Source organism: Xanthobacter sp. YC-JY1, from assembly GCF_021730305.1.
In the GTDB taxonomy this organism is placed as follows: Bacteria; Pseudomonadota; Alphaproteobacteria; order Rhizobiales; family Xanthobacteraceae; genus Xanthobacter; species Xanthobacter flavus.
The window spans coordinates 2,865,845-2,892,040 of sequence record NZ_CP032674.1 but is presented as its reverse complement, the minus strand read 5'-3'; the positions used below and the strand labels follow the sequence as shown (position 1 = coordinate 2,892,040).

Genomic DNA, 26,196 nt, shown 5'->3' with positions numbered 1-26,196 from the left:
TAAATGCCTGTCCGAATCGTGTGTAGGTGAGTTGAATGCCGGAAGATGAAAACAGGACAATGACTTTTTGCTCGTCGAGATGGCTCGTCGACTTGTGCGATGATGTCGCTCAAGTCGTGCGCTCAAGTTTTGGGCAATGCTGCACCGCAGAATAAATTCCAAGTGCTTGGCCTAACGGCGGAAGCCTCGTCTTTTGGCATTGACATACCGGCGATGCACCTTTTCGCAGCCCAAGGTTTGTCTCACGGCCAACGCCGCGCCTTTCGCCCTCGAATCAAGAATTTTGACTATCCGCCCGCGACCCTTTTGACCCTCCGCAATCTCGCCCACTGGACTACCGCGATGCGTCAATACGCCGCTGCGAGGCGCGCTGGGTGCGCCGGCGATCCGACGCAAGCGGGGCATTGACGGAGAGGAGGGGTTCACAACATCTTGAAAAATATAGTGATACCTCACTACGGCACGCCGCGTTCGGGGTCGGGGTGGCCGTCGATGCGCATCTGGAACACGAAGTAGGTGGGCGAGCAGTATCCGGTGTCGTTGGCCAAAGCCGCGGCGCCGGCCAGATTCGACGGAAGAGCCTGGCACATGAAGTCCTCCCGGCAGAATCGGCCTTCGCCGCATGCCGGGCGATTGCCGCGGGCGACGCTGGCGCTCATGCATTTTGCGAAATTATCTGTTGCAACGCACAAATCGAAGGCTTTCCCGCCCACGAAGGCGCAGATCTCCGGGGGGCGTTGATCGCCTGAGGCGCCTTTGCCGGCGAAGGTGCGCTCCGCCTCCGTGCATTGGCGGTATGCGGAGCCCCCCGGAACGCCGAGCTTGGCGGGGCGGCAGGTGTAGGAAGCCGGCGAAGCCGAGGGGGAAGGGCTGTTGATCTGCCGTACGATCCGAAACCGGTCGAGATAAGGCGCCACGCCGGGCACCAATTCGCCCGAAAGGCAGGCCATGCCGGAAACGATTCCGGTGGCGCGTTTTGGCATGCATTGCCCGGTCCCCACGGGCAGGCGCGGGTTGTGGGCGATCGCCTCGCAGGCGAATCCTTCGCCGCATCGCCAGCTCGTGCGTAAGGCTGTCTCGTGCTGGGGGAGTAGGCAGGCCATGGTCGCCGCCGCGGCCCCGGCCGCGGGCAGTCCCGGGCGAGACCAGTCGGCCGGCGGTGTCATGGACAGCGGGCGGAAGGTTTCAGGCGTACGACCCTCTGCAAGGGCGTGAAGGTAGGCCCGGCGCCTGACATCGTCGGCATGAAGGTGCGGCGAGACCGGCACCTTGACCACGTTGAAAGGCGATGTGCCGGGCTCATCGAAGCCGATGAGATGGAAGCCCGCTGTCGCTGCGCCCTGATGGCAACCGGTGCAGGTATTGTCGTCGAGCCGAGCGATCAGGCCTGCCGGGGAGGCCACATAGCTGAGCTGCTCATACGCAAGGCCGGCGAAATCCGAAGGCGTGAACAGGCTGGCGAACGGGTGGTTCGCCGTACGCGCGCTGCCGAAGGTTGAGAAGGAGAGCGCCTTTTCCGCCAAGAAGGCGTCCGGCAGCTGATAGACGCTGCGATCGATCTCCGGAAGATGGCCGCGCACATAGTCGACGAGCCGGGCCTTCAGCGCGGCATCCTTGGACAGGCGCGCCACGTCCGGCGTGTTCTCAAGCGGCTTCGGCACCAGATGGTCGCCTTCGATGCGGAAGACGCGCATCAGATAGATGGCCTGGCCGCCCAGTTCCGTCTCCATGCCGGAGGGCAGGCGCACCACCTGCGCATTCACCTCGATCTGCCGAAGGGAAAGGCCGCGGAGCGGGCCGGCGGCAAGCCACTCCGCCATGTCCCCGGACCTGGAAAGCGCGGGCGGCGGCGTCCAGAAGCGGGCGAGATCGGGGCATGCGCCACCTGGCGCGTGAGGGGCGTCGAACACCGCATTGATGTTGATGGGCAGCCGCGACGCGTAGGTGGTGGCGCCCCTTTGGAAACGGTAGGCGAGGCGGTAGATGAGCCGTACCTCGCCGCACGACGGCCGATCTGTGAGCGCGGTGAAATCCCGCCGGTCCGTCCGGTTGACCACGCCGATGAGCCTGAAGCTGGCGAGGGGCGAGGCGAGCCAGCGCAGGTCCATGATCCGTCCGACATTGTCGTCCGTGACCTCGTGCAGCGGCCGTCGGTTGGCAGCCATCTCGGCGCGCAGCGCCTTCACGTCATCGGAGATCCAGCGGGCAAGGTCGGCATAGATTGGGCTGGCCGATCGAAGCTCGGCCAGCGTGGCGGCGCGCGGGGCCCCGAGAAGGGCGGCGAATGCGAAGCCCCGGCCCTCCAGAGCGGTGAGGGTGGGCCGATCGAGAACCATGCGCACCGGGTCCTGCGCAGCCTCGGCTCCTTTGAGCGGGATTGCGGCCGCCGCGCACATCAGGACGGCAAGCCCTCCCGCTATCGCGGCCCGGAGGGCGCGGCATGCGCGCGACGTGAACGCCCGCAGGACGTTTCGGCCGAAGATCGGCGCTTCCCCCAGCTCCCGAGATGACACCGGCTCCTCCTCCCTGGACGCGGGGCTCGAACCTCTGCCTTGCAGCATCCGCATGCCCGTCCCGTCCTCAAGGCGCTATATGACGTCTACCCATCGGATTTTCCTCATGAATGCCCCAGCAGGCATCGCCCTGCAAATCAGCTCCACGTTCTTCTTCGCCATCATGTCCGCGCTCGTGCGCTTCGTGGCAGACGATGTGCCGAGCGGACAGGTCGTGTTCGCGCGCAGCGCCTTCGGCCTCATCCCGCTGGTGATCTGGCTGCTGTGGAAGTGGCGGATGACCAGCGCGCTCGTCACGCGCCAGCCGCTCGGCCATGTGGTGCGCGGGCTGGTAGGCGTGAGCGCCATGTGGCTCAGCTTCGCAGCGCTTGCCTTCATCCCGCTCGCCGAGGCCGTTGCCTTTACCTACGTGACGCCGCTGGTCGCCGTGCTTCTCGCCGCCGTTCTTCTGGGAGAGCGCGTCCCTGCCTATCGCTGGGCGGTGCTTGGTGTCGGCTTTGCCGGCATCCTCCTCATGCTGTGGCCTTCATTTACCCATGCCTCGCTGGGGAGTGGGCCGGGGCCGCTGATCGGGGCGGCCATGGCCCTGGTCGGGGCCGTGATCGCCGGGCTCGCGGTCACCCAGGTCCGGCATCTGACGCGGACGGAGACCAGCGAAGCGATCGTCTTCTACTTCTCCATCGTGGCGTCTCTCGCGGGTCTCGCGACCTTGCCGCTGGGATGGGTCGTTCCGGATCTCCGCACCAGTCTCGTTCTCATTGCGACCGGCATCGCCGGCGGGCTCGGCCAGATCCTGATGACCACAGCCACGCGCTATGCGCCGGCCTCGGTCGTGGCACCGCTGAACTATGCGACCTTGATCTGGGCCACCCTGTTCGGGGTGCTCGCCTTCGGGGAATGGCCCGATTCTCTGGTGTTGATGGGGGCGGGGGCGGTCGTTTCAGCAGGTCTTGTGCTGGTGTGGCGAGAGCGCCACGGCCTGAAGGTATCAGCGCCCGGCGTGCCTCAGGCGAAAGAGACGGCCAGTCAGACGGCCAAGCTTGCGCCCATTATATCTCAACGTACTAGAAGGGACGATCCGGTCATCACCGGTCCTGAAGAGTACGCCGGAGAAGATGAAGGTGGGCAGGAACTTCAGGTCCGCCGCGCAAGTTCTGGGTAGCAAGGTAGGTCGTTTTTCGCGAAAGTCCAGTAGACTTGCCGTCCGGCGTGCAGGCGTTTTCCCGGGATTGTTGCAGCGCCACAGGGCTTGTGGTAAACATGGTCCACTTAATCGGAGTGCGGGCGATGGCGAAAGTTTCCAAGATCAAGGCGGTGCTCACGGGCGCTGCTGTCGCGGGTCTGGTCCTTGGGGCGGTCATGCCGTCGCAGGCTGCCGGCCTTTGGGGTGAGCGTTTTGCGTCTCTGCGTAGCAACGCCAATTTCCAGCCGGCCAACCGTTTTGGCACCCAGGCTGCCGCCAACAATGCTGGTGGCTGGAAGTGGTCGCTGATCCAGTATCGCGCTTACAAGTATGACCAGCGCATCAGTAAGTTCCTCGGCCGTCCGGTTTCGCCGTTCTGCCGCTTCGGCTGCTGATCCGCCTTACAAAACCAATCAGGTGGCCCACTTCCTTTGTTCCTTGACCGTCGCGATTGAGTTGGTCAGGGGATGCGTGAGGCGGGCCACTTTCGTTTGATGCGCCCAGTCGCGCGGGCGTACTCGGCAGGAATCCTTTCGGGGTGTCAGCTTGCCGGGCTTCTGCTTGGGCGGTGCGTGTGCTTCGACTGCATCTGATGTTAGCGGGGCTTTAGCGGCATGCTTCGTATCGACAAGTCTGGGCCGGGGAAGTCTCTGAATATCCAGACCGAAGGCGCGCTCGATCTGGTTAATCTGCTTCAGGTGGTCCGGCGTCAGAAGTGGGTCATCGCAATCGTTGCAGGCGCGTTGGCGAGTCTTGCTGCTCTCTATTGCTTTGTTGCAACGCCGCAATACACGGCAAGCGCCGAGTTGCTGATCGATACGCAGCAGGCCCGCGGCTTGGAGGTTATGCCTCAGCTGACCGGCGTGATGGACTCCAGTGGCATCGACAGCCAAGTCCAGATTCTTCAGTCGGAGCGCATCGCCAAGGCGGTCATCAAGGAGCTGAAGCTCGTCGAGGCGAAGAAGAAGGAAATCGAGGAGAACGGCAACTCGGTATTCAGCTCCGTGGCCGGGTTCTTGCTGCCCTTCCTCGTCAGCAATACGCCCAAGAGCGACTACGAGCTCGAACGGACGCAGATCATCGATTTCGGCAAGCGTTTGCGTGTCAAGCGCGTTGGCCTGAGCTACGTCATCAATATCGACTACAGGTCGGCCGATCCCACTCAGGCGGCCGACGTGGCGAACCAGCTCGCCGAGGCCTATATCGTCGACCAGCTTGAGGCCAAGTATCAGGCGACCCGTCGCGCCAGCGTCTGGCTTCAGGACCGCATCGCCGAACTGCGCGATCAGGCGCTGGCAGCTGACCGTGCGGTGCAGGACTTCAAGGCCAAGAACAACATCATAGATACGCAGCGGGGCCTTATCTCGGACCAGCAGCTGTCCGAGCTGAATACTCAGCTGATCACGGCGAGGACGTCCGTCGCCGAGGCGCAGGCGCGCTACGAGCGCGTCAACAGCATTATCAAGCAGGGCGGCGTGACGGGCACGAGCGATGAGGTCGTTTCGGATGTGCTCAACAACGAGGTCATCAGCCGCCTGCGGACTCAGTATCTCGATGCCGTGAAGCGCGAGGCGGACTGGTCCAAGCGCTACGGCCCTGACCATATCGCGGTGATCAATCTTAACAGCGAGATCAAGGGTCTGCAGCGCTCGCTCTTCACCGAGCTGTCGCGCATTGCCGAGACCTACAAGTCCGATCTCGAAATCTCCCGCGCTCGTGAGGCGAGCCTTTCGTCCAGCCTTGAGCAGTTGATGGTCCAGGCCAAGCTGACCGGGCAGGCTCAGGTTGAGCTTCGCGAACTCGAAAGCAATGCGCAGTCCTATCGCGCACTGTACGACAACTTCCTGCAGCGCTTCATGCAGGCGACGCAGCAGCAGTCGTTTCCGATAACCGAAGCGCGCCTGATCACCGACGCCTCGCCGCCCCTGCGCGCGACTTCTCCGCGAACCACTCTGATTGTCGCGGGTGGCCTCTTCGTCGGGCTGCTGGCCGGATTCGGCGTTGGCATGTGGCGCGAGAGGATGAACCGGACCTTCCGGCTGCCGGCTGACGTGGAGCGCTATCTGGGGCTGGATTGCCTCGGCGTACTGCCGCTGCTGCCCTCGTCGGTGGCGACGCCGGTTCCTGCGGGCCAGAGTGCCTTCGACAGCTCCACCGGCATTATGCGCCAGGTGACTTCCGATCCCTTCTCGCGCTTTTCCGAGACACTGCGCTCGGTCAAGGTTGCGGCAGATGTGTCAATTCACAGCCGAGCGGTGAAGGTGATTGGCATCGTCTCGACGCTGCCAAAAGAAGGAAAGTCGACGGTTTCGGCGAATTTTGCTCAGCTGATCGCCCATAGCGGACAGCGTTGTGTCCTCATCGACGGCGATCTGCGCAATCCGACCCTGACGCGCCGACTGGCGCCCGGCCGCAGTGCCGGTCTTCTCGAGCTGGTTTTTGGTAAGGCAACGCTCGAAGAGGTGAGCATCGTTGACCGGATGACGGGGTTGCGCTTCATTCCCGCCGTCGTGCCCGGCGACATCGTTCACACCAACGAGATTCTGGCCTCGGAGCAAATGTCCGCGGTGCTGGACGCCTTGAAGCGGGAAGTTGATTATATCGTCATCGATTTCCCGCCGCTCGCACCCGTTGTCGACGTCATGGCATCCACTCATATCGTGGACGGTTATGTCTACGTTCTCGACTGGGGCTCTTCGAACCGGGATCTGGTCGCGAATACGCTGCAGAATGCGCCGACCGTCTACGAAAAAGTGCTAGGCTGCCTGTTGAATAAGGCTGACTTGAAGGCGCTGCGCAGCCTTGAGGACTATGGTAGTAAGTATTACTACCACAAATACTATGCGAGCTATGGCCGGGAGTCCTGATCCGATCAAGGCCGCGATCGCTGCGGCCGGCCAGGGGGCTGTTTCCGACACGGGAGGTCCCCACCAGGAGGGTTACCCGAGTTCGGCTGGAAAGCCTGTTGTGAAGCTGGCGGCCCGCCTTGTGGGCCTCGTCATGGTCGTTGGGGCCGCGCTCTGGCTGTCCGTGTCGACTGGTGTCAAGCGCATAGATTCAGGGTTGTTTCTTCGCCCCGTAGCGTTGCACATGATGGCGGGTGAACCATACGATGCGGCGCTGATCGAGGCCATGGACGCAGATATGTCCGTGGTACTATCGGATCCAGTCTGTGATTATCAGGCGCTTCAGGACCTCGCCGTTGTCCGCGCCGCCCTCGCAGAAACTGCGTTTCAAGGGGATGATGCCGACCTCGCGGACAGACGGCTGACGGCGACAGAGCAGGCGGCAAAGGCCAGCTTGGCGTGCAGTCCAGGATCGCCCCGGGCCTGGACCATTCTCGCCTGGATCGAGCATATCCGGAACGAGGATTCGCCGCTGTTGCGGACTTACCTGAGAAAGTCTTTCCAGACAGGAGCTTACGAGGGCTGGCCCCTCATCCGTCGCATGGAGATCCTGCTTTCGCTGTATCCCAAGCTGGATCCGGCTGAACTGGCCGACTTGAAGCAGTCAGTGAACTGGCTCGCCGTGAAGCAATGGGGTGAATTCGTAGGCGAGCAGTACCTCGCCGCCAAGCCGGACGCCCGCGTCTTCATCCGCGACGTCTTGGCCCAGGCGCCTGAGCGGGCCCAGAAGCGTGCGGCCGACGTTATCCGCAATGGTGGCGAGGACATCGATCTGCCGGCGGTCGAACCCCTGGGGAGCCGGCCGTGGAAGTGACAGACGAGGCAAAAGCGGACGGATCGCCGGAGGTCCGCGGGCGTCGGCGCCGCGCGCGGAGCCTGACGGATCGTATGGGTTTCTGGGTTTTCCTGGCCATGGTGATCTTGGCTCCCGTTCCGGACGGATCGGTCGCGCTGCTTTGGGTCCAGGTCTGGACGGCGTTCGCAGCGGTCTCCGTGCTCCTCATCAGCTATCGCGACGTCTCACGTGGGGCGGCTTTGGTGCTGGGGGGGCTGCTGATCGTTCTGGCGGCCTATGCTCTCGTCGCCTTCCTTCAGTCCATCTCTCCAGGCCCCGCGCCGCTCCCGATATGGTCGGAGACGGGCAAGATCCTGGGCATGGAAATTCCTCCCCTGTCCGGTTCGGTCCGTCACTCGCCGCTCCTCTTTCTCGGTCGGCCGCTCCTGGCGGCACTGGTGCTGACGGCCGCCATCATCATTGGCCCCGATCGCCGCCGGGCCGACATCGTGTTGCGCTCCATTGTCGGCGCTGCCTGTATCTACGGCTTCATTGGGCTGGTCGGATTCATCTTCGATTCCGACAGTCTGCGCCCCTTCGACCAGAATGGTTCGCTGACGACCTTCTTCCTGAACAAGAATACCTCGGCGATCTATCTCGGGTCGGCCGCGCTCATCGTGCTGGCCCTGCTGCTGCCTCCAGCTCTTGTCGCGGTGCGCGAAAACAAGCCGTTGTCAGGCCTGTTCAGTGGCGAGGGCGGCCGCCGCCGCACCATAGCTGCGTTTGCTGGTCTGTTCGTGCTGGTCCTTTTGCCCCTGACGCTTTCGCGCGCCGGTGTCGTTCTGACGCTTCTTGCGGCGATCGGCGCTATCGTCTCGAAGCTTCGCCTGCGCAAGCGCGCCTCCATCTTCAAGGTCGCGTTCGGCATTCTCGTCCTGTTGTCCCTCGTCTACGGCGTGTCGGGCGGGGCATGGCGCGAGCGACAGGCGAAGCTCGGTTTCGATATTCTCGGACGCTACGAAGCCTACGAGATGATGATCGGTGCGATCGCTGATCGGCCCCTCATCGGCTACGGGCTGGGCAGTTTCGCGGAGAGCTTCCCACAGTTCCGCACTGAGGATCTCGGAACGCTGGCCGTGTTCGATATCGGCCACAGCACGCCCCTCGAGCTGACCTTCGAAGGCGGCATTCCGCTCGCACTGGTGGTGTTCGCCTTTGTCGCGCTCTGCGGGTTCCTGTTGGTGCGGGGGGCCATCCGCCGGCCCAGCGATCCCTATATCTTGGCCGGGCTTCTTGTCGGTATGATCGGGCTCGTTCATACGAGTTTCGACTTTCCATTGCAGATCCCTGGCTTCCTGATCATCTATCTGTCCGTCGTCGGCCTTGGCCTCGGCCGGTCTTTCCTGCCGCGCGAGGAGCGAAAGCTGATCAGGAAGCGCGTCCTTCGGCGTCCTGGGGCGCCGTCCGCGCAGGATGCCGCCGAGGCTGTGCCCAAAGTGGGCCCCACCACGTGACGAGAGCTTTGACCGGATTGCCGACCGCCGGTTGATGCGCGGCCGGTCGGGAAGGGATGATCCGGGAGTGCGTCGCAGGTATGGACCCAAGGCGATGAATTGGCCGGCAGCGGCTCTTGTTGTGTTGAGTCTCCTCTGCCTGCTTCTTGCCGGCTCGCTTACGTCAGCGGTCATGGGTGCCAGATCATTTTTCCAGGACCGGTCCGAGCTCCGTCTGCGTCCCATCGATCCGGGACGCTTCGCCGAAGCGAACCGGGCGCTGCAGTCGAGTGGCAAAGATCGCATTGTCATCTTCGGCGATTCCCGCGCCCACCAGACCACTGTGAGCGGGGACACCGGATCGGCATGGCAGGTGGTGAGCCGGGGCGTGTCGGGCGAGAGCTCGGTCCAGGCCAGCTATCGATTCCAGAACGACGTCATCGATCTGCGGCCAAGGGTGGTGCTCATCGTCACGGGCATCAATGATGCGGTGGCCGCCGCCAATCTTCCCGGCATGGAGCGGGCGGCCGTGGCCAACCTCAAGGCCAACGTGTCACGCTTCGCGGTAACCGTCGTGATCAGGCCACGTTGCTGAGGGCGGGCTGTGCTGGGTAGGCCCATGGCATGAGGTCGTCGATGCGGCTGTTGGGATGGCCGTTGACGATGCGGGTGATGACGTCCGCGAGATAGGCCTGGGGGTCGATGCCGTTGAGCTTGCAGGTCTCGACCTGCGAAGCGATGACGGCCCAGTGCTCGGCACCCCCGTCGGAGCCGGCGAAGAGCGCATTCTTCCGGGTGAGGGCCAAGGGTCGGATGGAGCGCTCCACGATGTTGTTGTCCAGCTCGACGCGGCCGTCGTCGAGGAACAGGGTGAGGCCCTCCCAGCGCGAGAGCGCATAGCGGATCGCCTCGGCGAGCTTGGTCTTCTGGCTGATCAGCGCCAGCTTCGCCCGCAGCCACGGCTCGAGGGCCTCGATGGTCGGTCTGCTTTTCTCCCGGCGCGTGGCCTGGCGCTCATCCGGGGGCCGGCCCCGGATCGCAGCCTCGACGTGGTAGAGTTCGGCGATGCGCTGCAGGGCTTCACTGGCGATCGGCGCCGGGCCTGCCTGGGCGAGCTCGTAGAAGCGGCGGCGCACATGCGCCCAGCAGAACGCCAGCTTCACCGTGTTGCGTCCGGCCAGCGCTTTGTAGCCGCCATAGCCGTCGACCTGCAGGATGCCGGTGAAGCCGTCGAGATGGGCGATGGGCCGCTCACCCTTGCGATCCGGCGCATAGACATAAGCGACGGCAGGCGGACCCGCGCCGCCCCATGGACGGTCATCACGGGCATAGACGAAGAGCTGCCCGGTCTTGGTCCGGCCTCGCCCGGGATCGAGCACCGGCGCCGTGGTCTCGTCGGCGAACAGCTTGGGCGAGGCCCTCAGCACCGCCAGCAGCCGCTCATGGACAGGCCGCAGCAGGAAGGCCGCGCGCCCGACCCAGTCCGCCAGCGTCGAACGGTCGAGCGCGATGCCCTGGCGCCCGTAGATCTGGGCCTGGCGATACAGGGGCAGATGGTCGGCATATTTGGAGACGAGCACATGAGCGACGGTCGCTTCGGTCGGCAGTCCGCCCTCGATCAGCCGTGCCGGCGCCGGAGCCTGCACCACCACGTCGGCGCAGGAACGGCAGGCATATTTCGGCCGGCGCACCACCAGGACGCGGAACTGGGCGGGTACCATGTCGAGCCGCTCGGCCACGTCCTCGCCGATGCGGTGCAGCTTGCCGGAACAGCACGGGCAGATGTCGCTCTCGATATCGACCACGGTCTCGATCCGCGGCAGATGGGCGGGCAGCGCCCCGGTTCGTACGGCGTTTGGCGACCCGTTCGGCCTTCTCGGCCGGCGCCTCATCCTCGGATGCGGCGAAGCCAGAGGCCTCGACCTGCTCGGCCTCTTCCAGGGCCAGCAGCAGCTGGTCCTCGGGGAGGCTCTCCGCCCGGCGCCCGAAGCGGTGACGCTGCAGCTCCTTGATGATCTGGCTCAGGCGCTCGATCTCCGCATCCCGCGCGACCAGCATCGCCTGGAGCGTCTCGGGATCGTGGGGGAGCTCGGTGGAGAGCGAAGCCATGGCAAAGATAGAATCATATTCGCCGGGCCCCTGCGAGCCTCTTCAGCTGGCGGCGACCGGTGTCGTCGTGCGTTGCACCTCGTGGACCCGTCGCCAGTCGAGGCCCTCAAGCAGGGCCTGGAGCTGGGCCGCCGTCAGCTGCAGGGTGCCGTCCTCGATCTTCGGCCAGCGGAACTCCCCATCCTCCAGCCTCTTCGCCACCAGCACGACGCCGGTCCCGTCCCAGAACACCAGCTTCACCCGGTCCGCGCGCTTGGCCCGGAACACGTACACCGTGCCGGAGAACGGATCGGCGCCCATGGTCTCGCGCACCAAGGCGGCGAGCCCCTCCGCCCCTTTGCGGAAGTCCACCGGCCGCGTCGCCACCATGACGCGGACTGCGCCGCTCGGGCCGATCACGACCCGGCCTTCAGCACGCCGATCACCGCTGCGATGGTGGCCGGCGAGGCCCCGTTCTCGATTGTCACCCTGACCCCGCCGACATCGACCTCGATGGCTGCCGCGCGACGTCGCCGGCCACGCCGCTTCGGCCGTGACGGTGGGACGGACGCAGATGCCGGAGCCGCTTCCGGCGCGACCACGGCCGGCACGAACGCCGGCATCATCTCGCTTGCCTTGCGTGCCGCACGGCGCCAGGTGAACAGTTGCTGCGGTGTCAGGCCGTGGCGACGGGCAACCGCCGAGACCACGGCACCGGGAACGAGCGTTTCTTCCAGGATCCGCGCCCGGTCGTCCGCCGTCCAGCGTCGGCGCCCCATCGCGCCGGTGATCACTTCGAAGCGCCGGACCTCAACCTCCGGCTCAAGTCTATGGTCAAGCCCAGACACAAAACGATCCTCCATGCAGGATCGTCAAACTGCGCTCTCGCGCCCTGCCGATGAAGGTGCGCTCGGGACGACGCTTACGCTTCGCGCAGGAAGCCGCTGCGTCCGGTGCGGTCGCGATCGTGTCCACCATCGTGCGCCCGACGACACCGAGGCTGATCCGGCGGCCGTTCTGGTCCGACCGGGTCTATGCTATCATCGACGAGGTGAACGCCCACATTCGCGGGCTGGCGGCAGACAACGTCCTGATCCTGGATGCCGATGCGTTGCTCGTCGGCGATAAGACGACCCTGCCATGGCATCTCGCCACCGACGAGGTTCACCTTTCCAAGGAAGCGCACGAGCTACTCGCGGCGCGCCTCGACGAGATACTGCGGCCGCTACGACCCGGCGCTGCCCATTGACCGTCTGATCGGCTGAGACGTGGCCTCAGCGCTCCACGAATGCCTTCTCGATGACGTAGTGGCCCGGCGCCGACTGGCTGCCCTCGGCGAAGCCACGCGATTCCAGAAGGTCCACCACATCCTTCAGCATCTGCGGGCTGCCGCAGAGCATCAGGCGGTCTTCCTCGGGCGACATGACCGGGAGACCGAGGTCGGTGAAGAGCTTGCCGGAGGTTATGAGGTCCGTGATGCGGCCCTGGTTGCGGAAGGGCTCGCGCGTCACGGTCGGGTAGTAGACGAGCTTCGCCTTCACTTCCTCGCCGAGGATCTCGTCGTCGGGCAGGGTTTGGGTCAGGTACGCGTCATAGGCGAGCTCGGCCACCGTGCGGGTGCCGTGGATGAGGATGACCTTCTCGAACCGGTCGTAGGCCTCCGGGTCCTTCACCACCGACAGGAAGGGCGCGAGGCCCGTGCCGGTGGAGAGGAGATAGAGGCGCTTGCCGGGCAGCAGGCTGTCCTGCACCAGCGTGCCGGTGGGCTTGCGGCCGACGAGGATCTTGTCCCCCACCTTGAGGTGCTGGAGGCGGGAGGTGAGGGGGCCGTTCTGCACCTTGATGGAGAAGAACTGCAGCTCTTCCTCGTAGTTTGCGCTCGCCATGGAATAGGCGCGCAGCAGCGGCTTGCCGTCCACGAGCAGGCCGATCATCGTGAACTGGCCGTTGAGGAAGCGCAGACCGGGATCGCGGGTGCAGGTGAAGGAGAAGAGGTTGTCGGTCCAGTGGTGGACGCTGGTGACGGTCTCTTCGTTGAAATTGCTCATCTCGAAAGTCCGGTCTCGACAAAGTGCGGCGCGCCGGAACGGCGATGACCCCGCAAAGCTCAAGCAAGGGAAGACGGCCGCCACCCTACAGGATGTGGCCGCGCTTCAAAAGTGCGGCGGGTGTCCGCAGTCGGCGCGGCCCATGGGCTCGTTTCTCTTGGCCCCGTCCGTTGGTCAGGCGGTGCCGGCGGCCACGCGCGCCAGATACTGGCCGTAGCTCGACTTGGCGAGGTCGTGCGCCCGCGCCTCCAGCCCGGCCCGGTCGATGAAGCCGGCGCGGTAGGCCACTTCTTCGGGGGAGGAGATGCGCAGGCCCTGCCGCTTTTCCAGGATCTGGACGAACTGGGCGGCCTCCACCAGTGAATCCGGCGTGCCCGTGTCGAGCCAGGCAAAGCCGCGGCCCATCATGGCGACGCGTAGCTCGCCGAGCTCAAGATAGGCCTTGTTGACGTCCGTGATCTCGATCTCGCCGCGCGGGGAGGGGGCGAGGTTGGCGGCGATATCGACCACCCGGTTGTCGTAGAAATAGAGGCCGGTCACCGCGAGGTTCGATTTCGGAACCTTCGGCTTCTCCTCCAGCGACAGAACCTTGCCGGAAGCGTCCATCTCCGCCACGCCATAGCGCTCGGGGTCCTGGACCGGATAGCCGAACACAGTGGCCCCCGTCTCCCGCCGCGCCGCGTCGGCCAGAAGCTCGGGCAGGCCGTGGCCGAAGAAGAGGTTGTCGCCCAGCACCAGCGCCACGCGGTCATTGCCCACGAACTCGCGGCCGACGATGAAGGCGTCGGCGAGGCCGCGCGGATGCTCCTGCACCGCATATGTGAGGTTGATGCCGAACTGGCTGCCGTCCTTCAGCAAAGCCTGGAACAGCGCGGCATCGTGCGGCGTGGTGATGATCAGGATGTCCCGAATGCCCGCCATCATCAGCGTGCAGAGGGGATAATAGATCATCGGCTTGTCGTAGACCGGCAGCAACTGCTTGGAGACGACGAGCGTGATGGGATGAAGCCGGGTGCCGGAGCCGCCGGCTAGAATGATACCCTTCACGATGCTTCCTCGGATTGCGGCGCGGGAATTGCGGATGCGGGGGCGGGCGCCTTCTCGGGCTCCTGAGCCTCCGGCTGGGGGGGCGTGGCGAGCGAGGCTTTGGCGAGCAGCGCGTCCACCACCTCGCGGGCGCGCTGCTCCCACGGGGCGGCACGCACGCCGAAGGTGCGCTCGAACAGGTCGCTGGCCAGTTCCGAATTCTTCGGGCGGCTGGCGGGCGTCGGATAATCGGCCGTGGTGATGGGGGTCACCTCCGGCTTGCGGCCGGTGTGGGGTTCGGCCGCCGCCACGATGGCGCTGGCGAAGCCGTGCCAGGTGGTCACGCCGCGTCCGGCGAAATGGTAGGTGCCCCAGCGGGCATCGCCCTTGGCGGCCGCCAGCGCGGCAGCGAGCACCGCCTCGGCGAGGTCGCGCGTGGCGGTGGGGCAGCCGCGCTGGTCGGCCACGACCCGCAACTGATCGCGCTCGCCTGCGAGGCGCAGCATGGTCTTAAGGAAATTGTTGCCGTGGGCGCCGTAGACCCACGAGGTGCGCACGATGACATGGCGTTCGTGCGCGGCGCGCACCGCCGCCTCGCCGGCGGCCTTGGTGCGGCCGTAGACGCCGAGGGGCGCCACCGGGTCCGCCTCCACATAGGCGCCCCGCTTGGTGCCGTCGAACACGTAGTCCGTGGAGACATGGATGAAGGGCGTGCGATAGCGGGCGCAGCGCTCGGCGATGAGGCCGGGCGCGAAGGCATTGATGCGGGCGGCGAGGTCCGGCTCGCTCTCGGCCTTGTCCACGGCGGTGTAAGCCGCGGCATTGATGAGCGCATCGGGACGCGCCGCTTCAAGCGCGCGAGCGACGGCAACCGGATCGGAAATGTCGAGGTCGGCATGGCCGAGGGCAACGAGATCGATGCCCCGCTCACCGGCCAGCGCAGCCGTTTCGCGCCCGAGCTGTCCACCGGCACCGAACAGAAGAATGCGCGTCAAGATGCGAGCCCCAGTTTCGCGCCGGTGGTCGGCGCCTTGTCCAGCCCCAGCCGCTGGCCCTGATAGCGCTGGCGCAGCGGCTCCCACCACGGACGGTTGGCGAGATACCAGCGGATGGTCTTCTCAAGACCCGTCTCGAACGTCTCGCGCGGCGACCAGCCGAGCTCCGCCTTCAGCTTGGAGAAATCGATGGCATAGCGCGCATCATGGCCAGGCCGATCGGTGACGAAGCGGATCAGCCCCTCACGCTTGCCGATGGTGGCGTCCGGCACGAGATCGTCGAGAATGGCGCAGATGGTGCGCACCACGTCGATGTTCCGCCGCTCGCAGGCGCCGCCCACATTGTAGCTCTCGCCCGGGCGACCCTTGGTGGCGATGAGGAACAGGGCCTCGGCGTGGTCCTCCACGAACAGCCAGTCCCGCACGTTCTCGCCCGTGCCGTAGACGGGCAGATCCGCGCCCTCCAGCGCGTTCAGCGTGACGAGGGGGATGAGCTTCTCGGGGAAGTGGTAGGGCCCGTAATTGTTCGAGCAGTTCGACATCACCGCCGGCAGGCCATAGGTGTGGAACCACGCGCGGACCAGATGGTCGGAGGCCGCCTTGGAGGCGGAGTAGGGCGAGTTCGGCTGGTAGGGGGTGTCCTCCCGGAACAGCCCCTCGGCGCCGAGGCTGCCGAACACTTCGTCAGTGGAGATGTGGTGGAAGCGGAAGGCCTCCTTCTGCGGTCCCGGCAGTGTCCGCCAGTAGCGCAGGGCCTCCTGCAGCATGGTGTAGGTGCCAACCACATTGGTGGAGATGAAGTCACCCGGCCCGTCGATGGAGCGGTCCACGTGGGATTCCGCAGCGAGGTGCATCACGAGGTCGGGCTTGAAACCCTCCAGTGCGGCACGCACGGCGCCGGCGTCGCAGATGTCGGCCTGCACGAAGGCATAGCGCGGATCTTCAGCCACCGGCGCGAGGGAGGCGAGGTTGCCGGCATAGGTCAGCTTGTCGAAGGTCAGAACGTGGTGGCCAAGCCCCACGAGGTGCCGCACCACTGCCGAGCCGATGAAGCCCGCGCCACCCGTCACCAACACCCGCATGAAGCTACCTTTCGTTCGCCGCCGTCCCCTGATAGGCGAACGGACTGTCGAAATCCTTGAGGCGAGGCAAGATGCGATCCTTCTCCGAGAGGATCTTCTCGCCGTCACCCAGGGTCCAGTCGATGGAGAGGTCCGGATCGTCCCAAATGATCCCGCATTCGCTCGCCCGATCATAGACCGCGTCCACCTTATAGGCGACGCGCGTGTCCGGCGCGAGGGTGCAAAAGCCGTGGGCAAAACCCTGGGGTATGTATAGCTGCTCGCCGCCCTCGGCCGTGAGCCGCGCGCCGGCCCATTGGCCGTAGGTAGGCGAGCCCTTCCGCACGTCCACCGCCACGTCGTAGATGGCGCCGGAGAGCACCCGCACTAGCTTCGCCTGGGCGAAGGGGGGAGCCTGCATGTGCAGCCCGCGGATGGTGCCGACCTGCGCCGACAAGGACTCGTTGTCCTGCACGAAATCCGCGCCGATCCCGTTCGCCGCATATACGGGCTTCACATAGGTCTCGCAGAAATAGCCTCGCGCATCGCCGAAGCGGCGCGGCCGGACGAGGATGACGTCGGGCAGGCCAAGCGGGAGGAATGCCGTCACAAGCGTATCCACCTTTCCAAGGACCGGATGGAATCGGGCTCGCCTCGCGACAAAGCCGCATCGGCGCGTGCTCTAGCACAAGGGCCGGGCCATGAGAACACAAGGCCACGGCTCCGTTCCGCCCAAGGGGCACGAGGAGATACAATTTGTCGCTGCAGTGCAATGGGAGCAGAAATGGCGGTGTTCGGCTCGGCCGGTCAAGATCGGCCGCTGCGGAGATGGGGGAGTCGCGATGAAGCTCGAGGCCGAGGCTCGCTGGGCGCGTGAATGGCTGTTCGATGCCGCGCTGCCGCTCTGGTGGCAGGTGGGCGCGGACCCGGCGGGTGGCTTCTACGAGAAGATCGCGCTCGATGGAAAGCCGGTGATCGCGCCGCGCCGTCTGCGGGTCCAGACGCGGCAGACCTATGCCTTCATCGAGGGCGGGCGCCTCGGCTGGCAGGGACCCTGGCGAGAAGCCGCCGCGCACGGCCTCTCCTTCTTCATGAGCCGCTTCCGCCGTCCGGACGGGCTCTTCCGCTGCCTCGTGACACCGGATGGCTCGCCCCTGGACGAGACGGCCGACCTCTACGATCAGGCGTTCGTGCTGTTCGCCCTCGCCCATGCCCATGGGGCTGGAATCGGAGACACGGACTTGCTCGCGGCAGCCCGCTCGTTGCAGGCTGAACTGACGGCGCAGCGCGCGCACCCGGTGATCGGCTTCGAGGAGGCGACGCCCCGTGTCCTCCCGCTGCGCTCCAATCCGCACATGCACCTTCTGGAAGCCGAGCTCGCGTGGGTCGCGGAGGGCGTCAGCGAGCCTTTCGAAGGTGTCGCGCGTGCGATCGTCGAACTGGGCGCGACGCGCCTCCTGGATCCGCAGACCGGCGCCATCGGCGAATATTACAATGGGGACTGGAACTTCGCGGAAGGCGCGCCGGGCGCCGTGCGCGAGCCGGGGCACCAGTTCGAGTGGGCCTATCTGTTCCGCCATGCGGGCGACCTGCTGGCTGTCGATCACCGCGCTGCGGCGGATCGGCTCTACGCCTTCGGCACCCGCTTCGGCATCGCCCCGGACCGCCGTGCGGCGATCTTCGCCGTGGATGCCGCGGGAACGCCGACCGTTCCACGCGCCCGGCTGTGGGCGCAGACGGAGCGCCTGCGGACCGCGCTTGTGTTTGCAGCTGCGACGACTGACGCCGTGGCGCGGGAAAGCTTCGTTGCCGATGCGCGCGAGGCGTTCGAGGTTCTGAAGGTGTATCTGGACGTGCCCGTGGCCGGCCTGTGGCGCGACCAGTGGCTGGCCGATGGCTCGTTCCTGGACGAGGCGGCGCCAGCTTCGTCCTTCTACCACATCCTCTCGGCCTTCGTGGTTCTGCTGAAGGCCGGCGGCCTCGCCTAGGCTGCCCTTTCCCGCTCTTCGGGACCAGCGCGCTTAGGCGCGCTGGTAGATGTCCTCGAAGCGGGTGATGTCGTCATCGCCAAGATAGGAGCCGGTCTGGACCTCGATGAGCTCCAGCGGAATCTTGCCTGGGTTCTTGAGGCGGTGGACGGTGCCGATGGGCAGGTAGGTGGATTCGTTCTCGTGCACGATGAAGGTGCGATCCTCCAGCGTGACCTCGGCCGTGCCGTGCACCACGATCCAATGCTCGGATCGGTGGTAGTGCTTCTGCAGCGAGAGCACGCCACCGGGCTCGACGACGATCTTCTTCACCTGGAAGCGCTCGCCTTCGCACACGCTCTCCAGCGTGCCCCACGGCCGGTGGACGGTGAGGTGCTCGTCGACCTCCCGGGGGTTGTGCGTCTTCAGCAGATTGACGAGGTGCTTGACGTCCTGGCTGCGGTTGGACAGCATGACCAGCACGGCGTCGTAGGTCGCGATCACGGACAGGCCGTCGATCCCGATGGTGGTCACCAGCGGGCCATCCGAACGGACGTAGGAATTGGCGGTGTCCAGCAACTGGACGGATCCGACCGTGACATTGCCTTTCGGGTCATGTGAGCCGATCTCATGGAGCGCGTCCCACGCGCCAACGTCCGACCAGCCGAAGCTGCCGCGCACCACCGCCGCAAGGCGCGTGCGCTCCATCACGGCGAAGTCGATGGACTTGGCGGGGGCCGACTTGAAGGCCGCCGAATCGAGACGCAGGAAGCCGACCAGATCAACCTTGGCGTTCGCCACGGCCGAGTTGACGGCGGCCGAGATGGCCGGCTCATAGCCTTCGGCCTCCTCCAGGAGGAGACCGGCGGGAAAGAGGAAATTGCCGGAATTCCAGAGGTAGCCAGCCTGGACGTAAAGCTCTGCCGTCGCGCGATCCGGCTTCTCGACGAAGGAGTCCACCTCATACGCGCCGAGCGGGTCAAGCTCGGTGCCGAGCCGGATATAGCCGTAGCTGGTGCGCGGCTCCGTGGGTGAGATGCCGAAGGTCACAATGCGTCCGAGGCGTGCGATCTTCGCGCCCAGCAGAACGGCCTCCCGGAAGGCCGCCTTGTCCTGCACCACGTGGTCGGAGGCGAGCGCGAGCACCAGCGTCTCTGGACCGTAGGTGTCAGCCACATAGCGGGCCGCCGCGAGAAGGGCAGGGGCGCTGTCGCGCCGGGCAGGCTCGAGCATGACGGTGGCGTCGATGCCGATTGCACGGGCCTGACGCTGCGCGAAGAAGCGAAACTCCTCATTGGCCACAACCACGGGCGGACCGAACACGTCGTCGGGCGCCGACCGCAGCAGCGTGTCCTGATACAGCGTCTTTTCCGACGCGAGCGGCAGGAATTGCTTCGGCAGGCTGTTGCGCGAGAGCGGCCACAGACGCGTTCCCGATCCTCCAGCCAGAACGACTGGAATGATCTTTCCGTCGGCGGGGTGGGTCTCGGGCTGAGTTTGGCTTGTCATGGAAGGCGCCTGGCGTTGGAACGAGGCAGTCTACCGCAATGCGGCTGCCCGTTGCACAAGGAGTGCGGCCGGGCGGCAATGCGGCTCAGGCGCCGGCGAAGCTGCGCCGGCCAACGCTGGAATAGCGAAAGCCGAGGCTTTCCATCTCGTCTGGGCGATAGATGTTGCGCAGGTCGATCACCACTGGCTGCGCCATCATGCTGTGGATCCGCTTTAGGTCGAGCGCGCGGAAGGCGTCCCACTCCGTGACGAGCACCAGCGCATCGGCGCCCTCGGCGGCCTGATAGGGATTGTCCACATAGGTGACGTTGTCGAGGACGAGCTTGGCCTGCTCGATGCCCTCAGGATCATGCGCCTTGATGATGGCGCCGCCGTCCTGGAGGGCGGTGATGATGGCTATGGAGGGCGCATCGCGCATGTCGTCGGTGTTGGGCTTGAAGGTGAGGCCCAGCACGCCGATGGTCTTGCCGCGCACCGACCCACCGAGTGCCTCGGTGACTTTGCGCGCCATGGCGCGCTTGCGCTGGTCGTTCACCGCCACCACGGTTTCGACGATGCGGACGGGGGTGCCATAGTCCTGCGCCGTCTTCATGAGGGCGAGGGTGTCCTTCGGAAAGCAGGAGCCGCCGTAGCCCGGGCCGGCATGCAGGAACTTCGAGCCGATGCGGTTGTCGAGGCCGATGCCGCGGGCCACGTCCTGGACATTGCCGCCCACCTGCTCGCACAAATCGGCGATCTCGTTGATGAAGGTGATCTTGGTGGCGAGGAAGGCATTTGCTGCGTACTTGGTCAGCTCGGCGGTGCGGCGCGAGGTGAAGAGCAGCGGCGACTGGTTGAGGAAGAGCGGACGGTAGAGCTCGGTCATCACATGGCGGGCGCGCTCGTCCTCGGTGCCCAACACAATGCGATCGGGGCGCTTGAAATCGGTGATGGCTGCGCCTTCGCGGAGGAACTCGGGATTGGAGACGACGGCGAATTCCGCCTCCGGGCGCGTCTCGCAGATGATGCGCTCCACCTCGTCGCCCGTGCCTACAGGCACCGTGGATTTGGTCACCACGACCGTATAGCGGCTGATGGCGGCGGCGATGTCACGCGCGGCTTGGTACACGTAGGACAGGTCGGCGTGGCCGTCGCCCCGGCGCGAGGGCGTACCCACCGCGATGAACACGGCGTCGGCGTCCTTGACCCCCTCCGCGAGGCTGGTGGTGAAGTACAGACGCTCGGCCTTCACATTGCTCGCGACGAGCTCGGCAAGGCCGGGTTCATAGATCGGAATCTCGCCCCGCTTGAGGGCTTCGATCTTGCCGGCATGCGTGTCCACGCAGGTGACAATGTGGCCGAAGTCCGCGAAGCAGGCCCCAGACACCAATCCCACGTAGCCCGCGCCAATCATCGCAACCCGCATGATCCCCACTTCCCCAAGCTGCGCGACCAGACGAGGTCAGCTGGCCGCTAATTACGTGTACCGATACGGATTCTCAATGACGTTTTGCAGTACACTGCAATGAATAAGTTATGCGCAATATTGTAGCGCGAGGCCATGCTGCAGCGCAACCAAACGCGCGATCAGTCCGGTCACCCTACCTGTCGGAAGGCGGCGATGTTTCAGCGCTCGTCGGTTTGCAAATGTGCGCGATCGTTGAGAATTTATAGTTGTGCGACAAAAGGTTCCATGGATCCGAACGGGTTCGGCCACTTGGGCCTCGCGCGGCGGCTTTAGGGGGTGTGGACGATGTGTGCCGGGGGCCGAAGTATGGATCGCGGATGTTCGCAAATGCAAAATCGACGTTCCGGACGCTCGCGGATGGGTGTTAAATTGAGGGTGGCTCCGCCTCTGCCGAGGACTGGATAAGGAGAGGGTGCCGAAATATTGGTGCCTTGGCCTGCATTCCTGTGTCAGCGGTGCTGTCTGTCAATCTGTCGCATGTCGGATTTCTACTTTTCCATTAGCCTCAATTTCATTGTTTTTTGCATTTTGCGAAATTTGGATCGACTCAATTCTTCGTCAGGTGCGTATGGGTGGCTGGTGGTGCGCTGTGCGAGTTTCTGGCGCTGGGCGTGTCGTGCCGACACGATCTGCCGAGTTTGCCTTCCGCGGCGTGGGCTCTCTCCCGACCTTCTGTGGGGTTTGGGAGGCTTTCGGCGGTGTGGGGCACCACAAGAGTGCGGTGCGCAATGAACGCGCGGCGGGTCGAAGGTGTGTCTTGGTGTGGCTTCATCAATTCATTGAATTAATTGATTCTTTTATCTCTGCCTAATTTTCTGCATTGCAAAATAAATGCGCATCGGCTAAGGCAATCTACGTAGTTCGTCGTCTTGTCGGCGTTGCTCGTATGCGCAGCGTGCGGGCGCTTGATGGACCTGCTTGGTGCGTTGGTGGGTCGGGTTGGGCGTATGTCGTCAAAGCGTCGGGGGCGGGCGTTTCGAGGCTGGATTTCGGCTCTCTCGTGCTGGGAGGTGTCGCTTCGTCCAGCATTGGTGGATTGCTCGCTTAGCGAATTGGTCAAGCGCGTGGCGAGATAGATTCACGGCAATGACGCTTCCCTCCTTCCTCATGGTCGCCCGGCCGCGCTGGCATGTGATCTATGCGCTCCCGCGCATGGAGGCGGTGGCGCAGGGGCAGCTCGATCGCCAGGGTTTCGAGGTGTTCTTCCCCCGGATGTGGCAAGCGTGGCGGCGCGCCCTTCGGATCGAAACCATCCGTGCCTTCATGTTTCCTCGCTATGGTTTCGCGCGCTTAGATCCTGATCGTCGCCGCTGGCGATCCATCAACAGCACTTTGGGTGTGCCCGGTACAGTGATGGCGCGCGAGCGTCCGCAGCCGGTTCCGCATGGGGAGTGGAAGCGATGGTGGCCGCCACGGCCAACGACGGCATCACTGTCGTCGACGGCAGCTTGAAGAAGGGCGATCCGGTTCGCTTGGTGTCCGGGCCGCGTGCCGGCGGGCGCGGCATTTTCGAAAGACTGGATGGTCGGAAGTGCGTCGCGTTGCTTCTGTCATTGATGAACTGTAGCGTCCGATCGAAGATTTGCCGATATGTGCTCGCTCCGGCGGGTTGAGTTTACCGTGTTGTACGCACGTATTGCGGGTGTCGTGCGAAGATAAAGTTGGGCGGAGCGACGCTGTCGTTTCACCCGCAGTGCGGTAGCGCGCCATGTCGCGGCGGCGTGCGTCCTACGCGAGTTCTGGGTATTTGGGGGCCGGGCGGGGCCGGGCCGGATGGGCCGGGCCGCTGCGGAGCTATTAGCATAAAGTGAGGCGATAAATGTCCGTGAAGGTTCCGTCCAACGGCAAGGTTGCACTTCTCACCGGCGTGACCGGTCAAGATGGCGCCTACCTGGCAGAGTTGCTGCTCGCGAAGGGATACACCGTTCACGGCATCAAGCGCCGCTCCTCATCCTTCAACACCGGGCGCATCGAGCACATCTACCAGGACCCGCACGAGGCCGATCCGCGGTTCGTCCTGCACTACGGGGACATGACCGACTCAACCAACCTGATCCGGGTTGTGCAGCAGTGTCAGCCGGACGAAATCTACAACCTTGCGGCGCAGAGCCACGTGCAGGTGTCCTTCGAGACGCCGGAATACACGGCCAATGCCGATGCGATCGGCGCTCTGCGCCTCCTCGAAGCCATCCGGATCCTGGGCCTTGAGAAGAAGACGCGCTTCTATCAGGCCTCAACGTCAGAGCTGTACGGGCTGGTGCAGGAAGTGCCGCAGTCCGAGACCACGCCGTTCTATCCTCGCAGCCCCTACGCGGCGGCCAAGCTCTATGCCTATTGGATCGTGGTGAACTACCGCGAAGCCTACGGGATGCACGCCTCCAACGGGATCCTGTTCAACCATGAGAGCCCGCTGCGCGGTGAGACCTTCGTCACCCGCAAGATCACCCGCGCGGTCGCCGCGATCCGGCACGGCAAGCAGCAAAAGCTCTACCTCGGCAATCTCGACGCCAAGCGCGACTGGGGCCATGCCCGCGAGTATGTGCGCGGCATGTGGCTGATCCTTCAGCAGGAAACCGCCGACGACTACGTGCTCGCCACTGGCGAGACCACGGAGGTGCGCCAATTCGTTCAATGGGCATTCGAGGACGTGGGCATCGAGCTGGAGTGGCGCGGCAGCGGCGTGGAGGAGAAGGGCTACGACAAGCTGTCGGGCCGCTGCCTCGTCGAGGTCGACCCGCGCTACTTCCGCCCCACCGAGGTGGATCTGCTCATTGGCAATCCCAAGAAGGCCCACGAGAAGTTGGGCTGGAGCCACGAGACCTCGGTGCGTGAGCTCTGCCGCGAGATGGTCGCCGAGGACCTCAAGGTTATGCAGACCTCGACCGTCATGAAGGAAGCCTGAGATGGGGTCCTACGCGCTCGAGGGCAAGAAAGTCTGGGTCGCCGGCCATCGCGGCATGGTGGGCTCGGCCATCGTTCGACGGCTGGGACGGGAGGGGTGCGAGGTCATTACTGCGTCCCGCTCCGAAGTGGACCTGAAGGACCAGGCTGCCGTGCGCGCTTTCTTGGAACGGACCCGGCCGAACGCGGTGTTCCTGGCCGCGGCGAAAGTCGGCGGCATCCTCGCCAACGACACTTATCCGGCCGATTTTCTCTATGACAACCTGATGATCGAGGCGAACATCATCGAGGCCTCTCACCGCTTCGGTGTCGAAAAGCTGCTGTTTCTGGGGTCGTCGTGCATCTACCCCAAGATGGCGCCGCAGCCCATCATCGAGGATTCCCTGCTCACTGGGCCGCTTGAGCCGACCAATGAATGGTACGCGGTGGCCAAGATCGCCGGCATCAAGCTGGCGCAGGCCTACCGTCGACAGCACGGCAGTGACTTCATCTCGGCCATGCCGACCAACCTCTACGGGCCGGGCGACAATTTCGACCTCAATTCCAGTCACGTGATGCCGGCGCTCATCCGCAAGGCGCATGAGGCGAAGCTGCGGGGCGACAAGGAAATCGTCATGTGGGGCACGGGAACGCCCCGCCGCGAGTTCCTCCACGTGGACGATTGCGCCGACGCCTGTGTGCTTCTGATGAAGGCCTATTCGGACGACACCCACGTCAACGTGGGCTCGGGCGACGACGTGACGATCCTGGAGCTGACCCGCACGGTCTGCGACGTGGTGGGCTTTACCGGCGAGATCGTGCACGACCTCTCCAAGCCCGATGGCACGCCGCGCAAGCTGATGAGCGCGGACCGCCTGCGTGCGCTCGGCTGGGCGCCCTCCATCCCCCTGCGCGAGGGCATTTCAGCGAGCTACCGCTGGTTCCTGGAGAACCAGGGCGCGCTCAGGGCCGCGAGCTGAGGCTGCGGCGACAGGCGCGCGTCAAGAACGGAATTTAAATGGGCAAGCTCCTCGTCTCTGCCATGAACCACGCACCGGAACTCACAGGCTGCGGCAAATACACCGGAGAGCTGGTGGCGCTCATGGCTGGCCGCGGCCATGAGGTTGAGGTGGTGACCGCGCCGCCCCATTACCCCGGCTGGACGGTGAAGGCCCCTTATCGCAACCGCTATTCCACAGAAGAGCGAGACGGTGCACGGCTCTACCGCTGTCCCGTGCTGGTCAGGTCCGCCATGGGCGGCATTTGGCGCTTGATCGCGCCCATGTCGTTCGCCGCCTCTTCAGCCCCTGTGACGCTGTGGCGGGCGCTGCGCCGGCGGCCGGACACCGTGCTTTCCATCGAGCCGACGCTCTTTGCGGCCCCGTTCGTGCTGCTCTCGGCATGGCTGACCGGCGCGCGCACCGTGCTGCATGTGCAGGATCTGGAAGTGGATGCGGCCTTCGCGGTGGGGCATTTGGGCGGTGCAGGGGGGCTGAAGCGGCTCGCTGCGGCGTTCGAGCGTTTTTGCCTGTCGCGGTTCGACACCATCGTCACCATCTCTCAGCGCATGGCGGAGCGGATCGCTCAGAAGGGTATTCCCGAGGAGCGCATTGCCTTGGTGCGCAACTGGGTCGATCTCGGCCACGTTCGTCCCCTTCCGACGGCCTATGCCTATCGCGAGGAGCTTGGCCTGCCGCGCGATGCCTTCGTGGCGCTCTATTCCGGCAACATCGGCCCCAAGCAGGGGCTTGACGTGGTGGTCGAGGCCGCGAGACAGCTGTCGGACAGCTCCGACATCGTCTTCGCCATCGCGGGCGAGGGGCCCTCGCTAGCAGACCTACAGCGGCAGGCGGCGGGCCTTCCCAACGTGCATTTCCTGCCGTTCCAGCCCTATGCCCGTCTGCCCGAGTTCCTGAGCCTGTGCGACCTGCACCTTCTGCCGCAGCAGGCGAGCGCAGCGGATCTGGTGCTGCCGTCCAAGCTCGGCGGCATGCTGGCGAGCGGCCGGCCGATCTTGGTCACGGCCGAGCCGGGAACCGAACTTGCCGACTTCCTCGTCGGCGCCGCGACCCTTGTTACGCCGGGAGATCCGCGCGCGATGGCCGATGCTCTGAGTGCGCACGCCGCGGGCGCTGTGGCGGAAACCCGCGAGCAATGCCTCGCTCTTGCTGCGACCTTGTCCGAGAAGGGAGCGATGGATAAAATGGAGCAAGTGCTTTTTGTACAGCGAAGCTAATGCGACTTTCGCGCGGCGCAATAGGAGCGAATTTGTGTCGAGTAGCGATCGTGACAGGGCGCTGAATTA

The 26,196-nt window shown here is 64.9% G+C and carries 22 protein-coding genes and 1 pseudogene; 12 read left to right on the top strand and 11 right to left on the bottom strand.

The genetic code is table 11. The features are described 5' to 3' along the window. Positions 1-455: 455 nt before the first annotated feature. Positions 456-2,567 (bottom strand): hypothetical protein, encoded by a 2,112-nt coding sequence (locus D7006_RS13500; protein WP_237353367.1) that lies wholly within the window; start codon positions 2,565-2,567, stop codon positions 456-458. Positions 2,568-2,592: 25 nt separating this feature from the next. On the opposite strand from D7006_RS13500, the gene D7006_RS13495 reads away from it, so the two are divergent. The 6 genes from D7006_RS13495 to D7006_RS13470 all read left to right on the top strand — a co-directional run bounded on the left by D7006_RS13495 (position 2,593) and on the right by D7006_RS13470 (position 9,465). Then, the gene (locus D7006_RS13495; RefSeq protein WP_237353365.1) at positions 2,593-3,675 is read left to right on the top strand and encodes a DMT family transporter; all 1,083 of its coding nucleotides are present in this window, start codon (positions 2,593-2,595) and stop codon (positions 3,673-3,675) included. A 125-nt stretch (positions 3,676-3,800) separates the two neighbouring features. Further along, positions 3,801-4,091 carry a hypothetical protein gene (locus D7006_RS13490; protein ID WP_237353364.1) on the top strand — a complete coding sequence of 97 codons (291 nt, stop codon included), beginning with the start codon at positions 3,801-3,803 and terminating at the stop codon, positions 4,089-4,091. Between the two features lie 219 nt (positions 4,092-4,310). Beyond that, positions 4,311-6,563 (top strand): polysaccharide biosynthesis tyrosine autokinase, encoded by a 2,253-nt coding sequence (locus D7006_RS13485; protein ID WP_237353362.1) that lies wholly within the window; start codon positions 4,311-4,313, stop codon positions 6,561-6,563. Between the two features lie 100 nt (positions 6,564-6,663). Then, complete coding sequence (locus D7006_RS13480) at positions 6,664-7,416, top strand: hypothetical protein (protein ID WP_237353361.1); 753 nt, start codon at positions 6,664-6,666, stop codon at positions 7,414-7,416. Next, complete coding sequence (locus D7006_RS13475) at positions 7,407-8,891, top strand: O-antigen ligase (RefSeq protein WP_237353359.1); 1,485 nt, start codon at positions 7,407-7,409, stop codon at positions 8,889-8,891. The genes D7006_RS13480 and D7006_RS13475 overlap by 10 nt, the downstream gene beginning before the upstream one ends. Positions 8,892-8,985: 94 nt before the next feature. After that, positions 8,986-9,465, top strand: coding sequence for a hypothetical protein (locus tag D7006_RS13470; RefSeq protein WP_237353357.1), 480 nt, complete (start codon positions 8,986-8,988; stop codon positions 9,463-9,465). Here D7006_RS13470 and D7006_RS13465 read toward each other — a convergent pair. From D7006_RS13465 to D7006_RS13455, 3 genes and pseudogenes are all read right to left on the bottom strand, one after another. After that, positions 9,449-10,979, bottom strand: a pseudogene (locus D7006_RS13465) (IS66 family transposase). The gene D7006_RS13470 and the pseudogene D7006_RS13465 overlap by 17 nt on opposite strands. Before the next feature lie 42 nt (positions 10,980-11,021). Further along, on the bottom strand, positions 11,022-11,378 hold the full coding sequence (tnpB, locus tag D7006_RS13460; protein WP_237353356.1) for an IS66 family insertion sequence element accessory protein TnpB: 357 nt from the start codon (positions 11,376-11,378) through the stop codon (positions 11,022-11,024). Next, complete coding sequence (locus D7006_RS13455) at positions 11,375-11,821, bottom strand: transposase (protein WP_237353354.1); 447 nt, start codon at positions 11,819-11,821, stop codon at positions 11,375-11,377. Before D7006_RS13455 ends, tnpB begins: the two co-directional genes overlap by 4 nt. 35 nt (positions 11,822-11,856) lie before the next feature. Here D7006_RS13455 and D7006_RS13450 point away from each other — a divergent pair, with 35 nt between their 5' ends. Next, complete coding sequence (locus tag D7006_RS13450; RefSeq protein ID WP_237353352.1) at positions 11,857-12,207, top strand: SGNH/GDSL hydrolase family protein; 351 nt, start codon at positions 11,857-11,859, stop codon at positions 12,205-12,207. Positions 12,208-12,232: 25 nt separating this feature from the next. Here D7006_RS13450 and D7006_RS13445 read toward each other — a convergent pair whose 3' ends face one another. The 5 genes from D7006_RS13445 to rfbC all read right to left on the bottom strand — a co-directional run bounded on the left by D7006_RS13445 (position 12,233) and on the right by rfbC (position 16,698). Next, positions 12,233-13,006 carry a ferredoxin--NADP reductase gene (locus tag D7006_RS13445; protein ID WP_237353351.1) on the bottom strand — a complete coding sequence of 258 codons (774 nt, stop codon included), beginning with the start codon at positions 13,004-13,006 and terminating at the stop codon, positions 12,233-12,235. 174 nt (positions 13,007-13,180) lie between these two features. Continuing rightward, the gene (gene rfbA / locus D7006_RS13440) at positions 13,181-14,053 is read right to left on the bottom strand and encodes a glucose-1-phosphate thymidylyltransferase RfbA (RefSeq protein WP_024278750.1); all 873 of its coding nucleotides are present in this window, start codon (positions 14,051-14,053) and stop codon (positions 13,181-13,183) included. Then, on the bottom strand, positions 14,050-15,027 hold the full coding sequence (gene rfbD, locus D7006_RS13435) for a dTDP-4-dehydrorhamnose reductase (RefSeq protein ID WP_237353350.1): 978 nt from the start codon (positions 15,025-15,027) through the stop codon (positions 14,050-14,052). Before rfbD ends, rfbA begins: the two co-directional genes overlap by 4 nt. Then, a complete protein-coding gene (gene rfbB, locus D7006_RS13430; RefSeq protein ID WP_237353349.1) occupies positions 15,024-16,109 on the bottom strand; it encodes a dTDP-glucose 4,6-dehydratase in 1,086 nt (361 codons plus the stop codon). Before rfbB ends, rfbD begins: the two co-directional genes overlap by 4 nt. 4 nt (positions 16,110-16,113) lie before the next feature. Further along, positions 16,114-16,698 carry a dTDP-4-dehydrorhamnose 3,5-epimerase gene (rfbC, locus tag D7006_RS13425; protein WP_237353348.1) on the bottom strand — a complete coding sequence of 195 codons (585 nt, stop codon included), beginning with the start codon at positions 16,696-16,698 and terminating at the stop codon, positions 16,114-16,116. Positions 16,699-16,930: 232 nt separating this feature from the next. On the opposite strand from rfbC, the gene D7006_RS13420 reads away from it, so the two are divergent. Beyond that, positions 16,931-18,076 carry an AGE family epimerase/isomerase gene (locus tag D7006_RS13420; protein ID WP_237353347.1) on the top strand — a complete coding sequence of 382 codons (1,146 nt, stop codon included), beginning with the start codon at positions 16,931-16,933 and terminating at the stop codon, positions 18,074-18,076. Between the two features lie 33 nt (positions 18,077-18,109). On the opposite strand, the gene D7006_RS13415 is transcribed toward D7006_RS13420, so the two are convergent. Together D7006_RS13415 and D7006_RS13410 are read right to left on the bottom strand one after the other, a co-directional pair. Then, positions 18,110-19,564, bottom strand: a complete 1,455-nt coding sequence (locus D7006_RS13415; protein WP_237353346.1) for a mannose-1-phosphate guanylyltransferase/mannose-6-phosphate isomerase — start codon at positions 19,562-19,564, stop codon at positions 18,110-18,112. An 85-nt stretch (positions 19,565-19,649) separates the two neighbouring features. After that, positions 19,650-20,969: a UDP-glucose/GDP-mannose dehydrogenase family protein gene (locus D7006_RS13410; protein ID WP_237353344.1), complete on the bottom strand. Its 1,320-nt coding sequence runs from the start codon at positions 20,967-20,969 to the stop codon at positions 19,650-19,652. A gap of 1,128 nt (positions 20,970-22,097) precedes the next feature. Between D7006_RS13410 and D7006_RS13405 the strand changes: the two genes are divergently transcribed. The 4 genes from D7006_RS13405 to D7006_RS13390 all read left to right on the top strand — a co-directional run bounded on the left by D7006_RS13405 (position 22,098) and on the right by D7006_RS13390 (position 26,127). After that, entirely contained in the window at positions 22,098-22,463 is a 366-nt protein-coding gene (locus tag D7006_RS13405; RefSeq protein WP_237353342.1) for a transcription termination/antitermination NusG family protein, read from the top strand. Between the two features lie 367 nt (positions 22,464-22,830). Beyond that, on the top strand, positions 22,831-23,913 hold the full coding sequence (gene gmd / locus D7006_RS13400) for a GDP-mannose 4,6-dehydratase (protein WP_210257880.1): 1,083 nt from the start codon (positions 22,831-22,833) through the stop codon (positions 23,911-23,913). 1 nt (position 23,914) lies between these two features. Next, positions 23,915-24,871, top strand: coding sequence for a GDP-L-fucose synthase (locus tag D7006_RS13395; RefSeq protein ID WP_237353340.1), 957 nt, complete (start codon positions 23,915-23,917; stop codon positions 24,869-24,871). Between the two features lie 38 nt (positions 24,872-24,909). Then, positions 24,910-26,127, top strand: coding sequence for a WcaI family glycosyltransferase (locus D7006_RS13390; RefSeq protein ID WP_237353338.1), 1,218 nt, complete (start codon positions 24,910-24,912; stop codon positions 26,125-26,127). Positions 26,128-26,196 lie beyond the last annotated feature (69 nt).

What these genes read in the sequence shown, in the direction of transcription:
- D7006_RS13500 (WP_237353367.1), bottom strand. Translation starts at nt 2,567, where the DNA reads ATGCGGATGCTGCAAGGCAGAGGTTCGAGCCCCGCGTCCAGGGAGGAG.
- D7006_RS13495 (WP_237353365.1), top strand. Translation starts at nt 2,593, where the DNA reads ATGACGTCTACCCATCGGATTTTCCTCATGAATGCCCCAGCAGGCATC.
- D7006_RS13490 (WP_237353364.1), top strand. Translation starts at nt 3,801, where the DNA reads ATGGCGAAAGTTTCCAAGATCAAGGCGGTGCTCACGGGCGCTGCTGTC.
- D7006_RS13485 (WP_237353362.1), top strand. Translation starts at nt 4,311, where the DNA reads ATGCTTCGTATCGACAAGTCTGGGCCGGGGAAGTCTCTGAATATCCAG.
- D7006_RS13470 (WP_237353357.1), top strand. Translation starts at nt 8,986, where the DNA reads ATGAATTGGCCGGCAGCGGCTCTTGTTGTGTTGAGTCTCCTCTGCCTG.
- D7006_RS13455 (WP_237353354.1), bottom strand. Translation starts at nt 11,821, where the DNA reads ATGGAGGATCGTTTTGTGTCTGGGCTTGACCATAGACTTGAGCCGGAG.
- D7006_RS13450 (WP_237353352.1), top strand. Translation starts at nt 11,857, where the DNA reads ATGAAGGTGCGCTCGGGACGACGCTTACGCTTCGCGCAGGAAGCCGCT.
- D7006_RS13445 (WP_237353351.1), bottom strand. Translation starts at nt 13,006, where the DNA reads ATGAGCAATTTCAACGAAGAGACCGTCACCAGCGTCCACCACTGGACC.
- rfbB (WP_237353349.1), bottom strand. Translation starts at nt 16,109, where the DNA reads ATGCGGGTGTTGGTGACGGGTGGCGCGGGCTTCATCGGCTCGGCAGTG.
- D7006_RS13420 (WP_237353347.1), top strand. Translation starts at nt 16,931, where the DNA reads ATGAAGCTCGAGGCCGAGGCTCGCTGGGCGCGTGAATGGCTGTTCGAT.
- D7006_RS13415 (WP_237353346.1), bottom strand. Translation starts at nt 19,564, where the DNA reads ATGACAAGCCAAACTCAGCCCGAGACCCACCCCGCCGACGGAAAGATC.
- D7006_RS13410 (WP_237353344.1), bottom strand. Translation starts at nt 20,969, where the DNA reads ATGCGGGTTGCGATGATTGGCGCGGGCTACGTGGGATTGGTGTCTGGG.
- D7006_RS13405 (WP_237353342.1), top strand. Translation starts at nt 22,098, where the DNA reads ATGACGCTTCCCTCCTTCCTCATGGTCGCCCGGCCGCGCTGGCATGTG.
- gmd (WP_210257880.1), top strand. Translation starts at nt 22,831, where the DNA reads ATGTCCGTGAAGGTTCCGTCCAACGGCAAGGTTGCACTTCTCACCGGC.
- D7006_RS13395 (WP_237353340.1), top strand. Translation starts at nt 23,915, where the DNA reads ATGGGGTCCTACGCGCTCGAGGGCAAGAAAGTCTGGGTCGCCGGCCAT.
- D7006_RS13390 (WP_237353338.1), top strand. Translation starts at nt 24,910, where the DNA reads ATGGGCAAGCTCCTCGTCTCTGCCATGAACCACGCACCGGAACTCACA.